Source organism: Vibrio sp. 10N.222.52.C3, assembly GCF_041474195.1.
GTDB classification, from domain to species: Bacteria; Pseudomonadota; Gammaproteobacteria; order Enterobacterales; family Vibrionaceae; genus Vibrio; species Vibrio crassostreae_C.
The window spans coordinates 1-5,210 of record NZ_JBFRTQ010000143.1 but is presented as its reverse complement, the minus strand read 5'-3'; the positions used below and the strand labels follow the sequence as shown (position 1 = coordinate 5,210).

Sequence of the window (5,210 nt, the reverse complement as noted above, 5' to 3'; positions counted from 1 at the left end):
CCACTTCGCCTTTTTCAAGGTTCGCAATGCTTGGATCTGTGTAAGATAGACGGCCTTGCTTCGCTAGTTCACCAAAGAATTTAATCGCTGGTTTCAGGTTCGACTCGTCACCGCCATTAGCAAATGCTGCCGCTAAAATCGCGTTGTTTGCTTGCGCGGCTACGCCGACATCGCCCACTGTGACTTTGTAGTCGCCTTCTAGTAGGTCACTCCAAGTTTTCGGCGCATCTTCAACAAGGTTGTTGTTTGAAATGAACGAGATAGTACCTGTGTAAGCCAGAGCCCAGTGACCATCTTTGTCTTTTGCCCAGTCTGGAATGTCATTCCAAGTGGTTGGTTTGTATGGCTGAGTGACGTTTTTCTTCACTGCCACACGTGCGAATGCGAAACCCACATCACCAATATCAGCGGTTGCGTTTTTCTTCTCTGCTTCAAATTTCGAGATCTCCTGAGCCGAGCTCATATCGGTATCCTGATGCTTCAAACCGTAGTTTGCTTTCAGGTCAGTCCATGTGCCTTTCCAGTTTGCCCAACTGTCTGGCATACCCACACTGTAAACTGCCCCCTCTTTTTGAGCGGCTTCAATCAGTGACTCAAGATCAGCATCCTTCGCCATCGCTGGCATTGAAAGTGTTGCCGTAAGTCCTGTTACACCAATCAATTTAGCGGTTGTGCCTATCAATTTTGCAGGTGAACCGATTAATTTAGCTGGCGATACAGTTGAACGGCTAAGCAAAGTTTTCATTGTCTCTATCCTTCTGGACTAGGTCAGTAAGTTCGTTTTGTATGCTATAGCCGGAATGTGACGGTTTGCCGTAAGTTATTTGACAGTTCGAGTGCATTTACGTGGCAGTTATATTTCACTCATATGACAATAAGCCATTGTTTACTGTCACATTCCTGTTAACTCCATGGTTTACCTTATTAAGCACACGAACTTATGGACTAGATCAGTAATGAGAACATTGGGCACCGGGCAATCAGGGACACAGTTAGGAAGAATTAAGGCGAGTATTCGAGAGCAGCTTCAATCAGGTATCTTCATTGAAGGGCAAAAACTGCCATCCGAAAGAGAGCTCAGCGAGCTGTTTTCAACCACACGAATTACGCTCAAAGATGCGTTGGTCTCATTAGAAACCGAAGGTTTGATATACCGAGAAGAGCGCCGAGGCTGGTATGTGTCACCCGAACGTGTTCGCTATAACCCATTGTCACGTTCTCACTTTCATCAAATGATTCGTGAACAACACCGCATAGCAGAAACCAGACTGCTCAGCACCCGTACAGAGATGGCGACAGGCGATTACGCCAAAGCATTAGAGATAGAGCAGATAACGCCAATACACGTGATTGAGCGCTTGCGTTTTATTGATGGTAGAGCAGTGCTGTTTGTTGAAAATGTACTGAAAGCGCCCTTATTTGATGGTGTCTTGTCGGAAAACCTCACCATGTCACTAACAGGCATCTACCGAGAAAAATACGGCTACGAGACCCAACGCTCGCGTTTTGATGTGATTCCCACTTCTGCCCCTGCTCATGTCGCCAAGGCGCTGAATTTGGCAGAGGGCCAGCCTGTTTTGAAGATCTGCCGAGTGAACTACAAACAAGACGGTGAGCTAATGGACTGCGAGTTGGAGTACTGGCGACCGGACTCTGTGGTGATTCATATTGATAGTATTGGTTAGCGCCACATGGCCATTTGTATAGTTTTAGGCTTAAGTTTAGGTTTGGGAAGAAAAAGCTAACATACAAAAACTCCGACAAATTCTGACGGAGTTTTTATTTTCAACGGTTACGTTTAATGAGGCACTAACTAAACAATCTTTTGCTCATCTTCTTCTTTGGTCGAATCGGTTTCTTTAGATAAAAAACTCGCTACGATCTCTCTCAGTTTGCCTTGGTTAACCGGTTTAGGTAAAAACTCATCCATGCCTACATCGAAGCACAAATGCTTGTCTCGCTGCACGACGTTGGCCGTCAGCGCAATGATTGGAATATGCTTTGCAGCCCCTTCTTCGAGCGCTCGGATCTGCTTGGTCGCTTCGAAGCCATCGAGAACCGGCATCTGACAATCCATAAAAATCATCTCGTATTCGTTGACTTTGAATTTCTCGACACCAATTTCACCGTTGTCGGCAATATCAACCTCAAAGCCAAGCTTCTTGAGCATCATCTTGGCGACTTGTTGGTTTACTCGCGAGTCTTCAACAACTAAAACTGTACCACTAAATTCTCCGGCAACTGCGACAGGTTTTGACTCTGCTTGAATTGGAGCTTGTTTATCGGCTGGTGTGGCGTTTACAGAGACAATGGGAGCATCTTTAACAACCGCTGCAGGTTTACTTAACGGCACAGTTTCATTGTCTTTAAACGCAACCTCTCCTCTGTTCGGATAGGTAAAGACTGAAGTATCAGCCGCTCTCGCGAGTACCTCACTGATGGTCCATTTAAGCTGATTATCTTGGTAAGGACGCGCAATGTAGGCAACAAAACCGACTTGTTTAGCACGAGCTTCATCTTGCTTTCTAGGGTCAGCAGAGATCATCACTAACTTGGGACACTCGCTACCAAAGCGTTCAACTAAGCTTCTCGCCAGTTGAAAGCCATCAACGGACGGCATTACTTTGTCTATCAGAACGAGATCATAAGGTGATGACTGAGCCACAGACTCTGAAACCAACTCTAACGCTTGGTTTGCCGTTTCACAGCACTCAGACTTAACGCCAAAGGATTGAAGCTGTGTAGACGTTATACGCATGTTCAGCTGGCTATCATCCACAAGCAGAACCGAAACCTTATTGAAATCGATATTGCTTTCATCGGCTTCTAAACACGGGTCAAAGTCAGCCGTAAAATAGAAGGTACTGCCTTTACCTTCAACACTGGTGAGTTCAAGCTTGCTGCCCATCAATGTCACTATCTTCTCGCATATTGTTAGACCAAGCCCTGTGCCTCCATAAATACGTGTGGTACTGCCGTCGGCTTGTTGAAACTTATCGAACACCGATTTCTGTTTGTCTTCTGCAATACCGATACCGCTGTCGACAACCTCGAACCTCACTCTGAGTTTTTGCTCAGGCTCAACCACCTCTTCCAAACGAAGCGAGAGCGTGACGTGGCCATGCTCGGTAAATTTAATCGCGTTACCTACTAAGTTATTTAGGACTTGTCTTAGTTGTGTACCGTCGCCAATCACCATGGTTGGGATCTTAGGGTCGATCGCTAATTGGAATCGAAGCCCTTTCTGTTCGGCTTTCACTCGAAAGGTTGATTCAACGTCGGCCGCAATGCCCATCATTTTCATCGGCTCTTGCTGAAGCTCTAGTCGCCCCGCTTCGATCTTCGAGTAATCGAGAATGTCGTTGATTAAGTCGAGCAACGTAAGCGAAGAGGTGTTGAGCATGTTGATGTACTCTTTTTGCTCTTTCGGCATATCCATTTCAGAGAGCAAAGACGACAACCCGATAATCCCATTCATTGGTGTACGGATTTCGTGACTCATATTGGCAAGAAATTCACTTTTATTGCGGTTGGCCACCTCAGCAACATCTTTAGCTTTTTCCAGCTCTTGATATTGTTGACGAATACGTTCTACCGATCGGTTATAGCTACTCTCTAGAGTCGATATCTCATCTTTGTAAGTAGAGTGAGTTGGCGTTATAAAGCGCGGTTTGTTGTCTTCGACCTGTTGTTGGTTGATTTGGGAAGACATAGTCATCAAACGTTTTACGACAAGACGATAGACGATGGTTAAACATACGAGAGACAACAAGAAGATTTTAACGGCTTCGAAGGCGAGCAACAATAACACTCGTTCTTCAAAGTCATCTAGGATCATGCTCAAGTCTGATTGCACCGTGAGCGTCGCCAACGGGAAGTCTGTGCCGCCCATCTGGTGCACCATTTCCCAAGACTGAGAATAAGATTGGCCTTCGGTCTTTTGACCTAACTCTAGAATTTTTTCATCGGGACTTTCGATAAGAAGGTAACTGACCGAAGGGAGGCGAGAGATGCCTTCGGCTTGCACAAACAATTGCTCTCGATCTTCAACCCACAAACTTGCCGTTAAACCAGAAAGGTAGCCAGCCTTGACCTGCTCGATCTGAGAGCTGATAAAAGAAACTCGACTTTGGTACTCTACATACAACCCGAGACCTGTCACTATAACTGTGAATAAGGTACTGATCGCTATTATCATCCCGATCAACTGTCGGGAGAGTCCAACGTAGCGTTTTCCTTTTGTCACCATACACAAATTACCATTATTGTTATCCTAGCAAACTACAATTACTCAACTAGTATAATAGTAGTCATTCATCAAATAACTAGGGAAGGTTATGAAAAAACATCTTATCGTTGCATCCATAGTCAGTTTGTTTTCAAGCAGTTATGCTTCTGCAAACGAACCTCTTCACTACTACATTATTGCGAGCCAAGCGCAACCTTTTCAAATCGAAACTGACGGGTCATCTCACAGAGGAATTGTTTCAGATATTGTGGAAGCCGTGTTTGATGACAGCCAATATGAGATCAACTACCACACCTACCCTTTTAATCGAATGATCGACAAGCTCGATGCGAGAGAGAATCCAAACTGGGTTACCTATGGCAGCCCTAGTTGGGGGAATATTCAATCTGCGAACCTATCTGAAGACCCGATTTACAATGTAAAACACGTATTACTCAGCAGCGGTAAAAAGCCATTTGAGTTCAATACAATCGATGATCTCGATGGGAAAGCCGTAGTATTGCTGAAAGGATTTGAGTATCCGAACTTGGAACCTTATATCCAACAGGGCAAGCTCAACGAGATTCGAGTAAAAGATTACACTGCTGCGTTTCGTGTCCTGAACCGAGCACCTGGCGACACCGTGTTTGTGGAAATGGAATCACGAATCAAATACAACCTAAACGAACAAAAACTGAGTATTGATGATTACCAGATGCAAGAGTTTGGTTCTGTCATCAATAACTACCCTATCCATTTGGCGTTTGACCCTGAGATGGATCCTAAGCTGCAAAGCTTCATCAACCAACGCCTAGACCAAATGAAAGACGATGGACAGCTTGACGACATCGTACAGAGTTACTTATAGCACCAGCGTAACGTAGAACTTATCAACGAGAGTCACGTACGTTAACTCTCGTTGATGCCTGACTCTCTAAAACCGAAAAGGCCGCCCTGCTTCATACTAGATAGCAGGGCGGCC

General features: G+C 45.1%; 4 protein-coding genes. 2 read left to right on the top strand and 2 right to left on the bottom strand.

What is annotated here, in order from left to right; genetic code table 11:
• Positions 1-745, bottom strand: a 745-nt coding sequence (locus AB4517_RS19415; protein ID WP_372149256.1) for an ABC transporter substrate-binding protein, incomplete at its 3' end; no start/stop codon positions are given.
• 211 nt (positions 746-956) lie between these two features.
• On the opposite strand from AB4517_RS19415, the gene AB4517_RS19410 reads away from it, so the two are divergent.
• Entirely contained in the window at positions 957-1,685 is a 729-nt protein-coding gene (locus tag AB4517_RS19410; protein ID WP_372149253.1) for a UTRA domain-containing protein, read from the top strand.
• Positions 1,686-1,813: 128 nt separating this feature from the next.
• Here the strand turns inward: AB4517_RS19410 and AB4517_RS19405 are convergent, their stop codons facing one another.
• Positions 1,814-4,249, bottom strand: a complete 2,436-nt coding sequence (locus AB4517_RS19405) for a response regulator (RefSeq protein ID WP_372149250.1) — start codon at positions 4,247-4,249, stop codon at positions 1,814-1,816.
• A gap of 88 nt (positions 4,250-4,337) precedes the next feature.
• Between AB4517_RS19405 and AB4517_RS19400 the strand changes: the two genes are divergently transcribed.
• Positions 4,338-5,096 (top strand): ABC transporter substrate-binding protein, encoded by a 759-nt coding sequence (locus AB4517_RS19400; RefSeq protein WP_017061220.1) that lies wholly within the window; start codon positions 4,338-4,340, stop codon positions 5,094-5,096.
• The last annotated feature ends 114 nt before the right edge of the window (positions 5,097-5,210 follow it).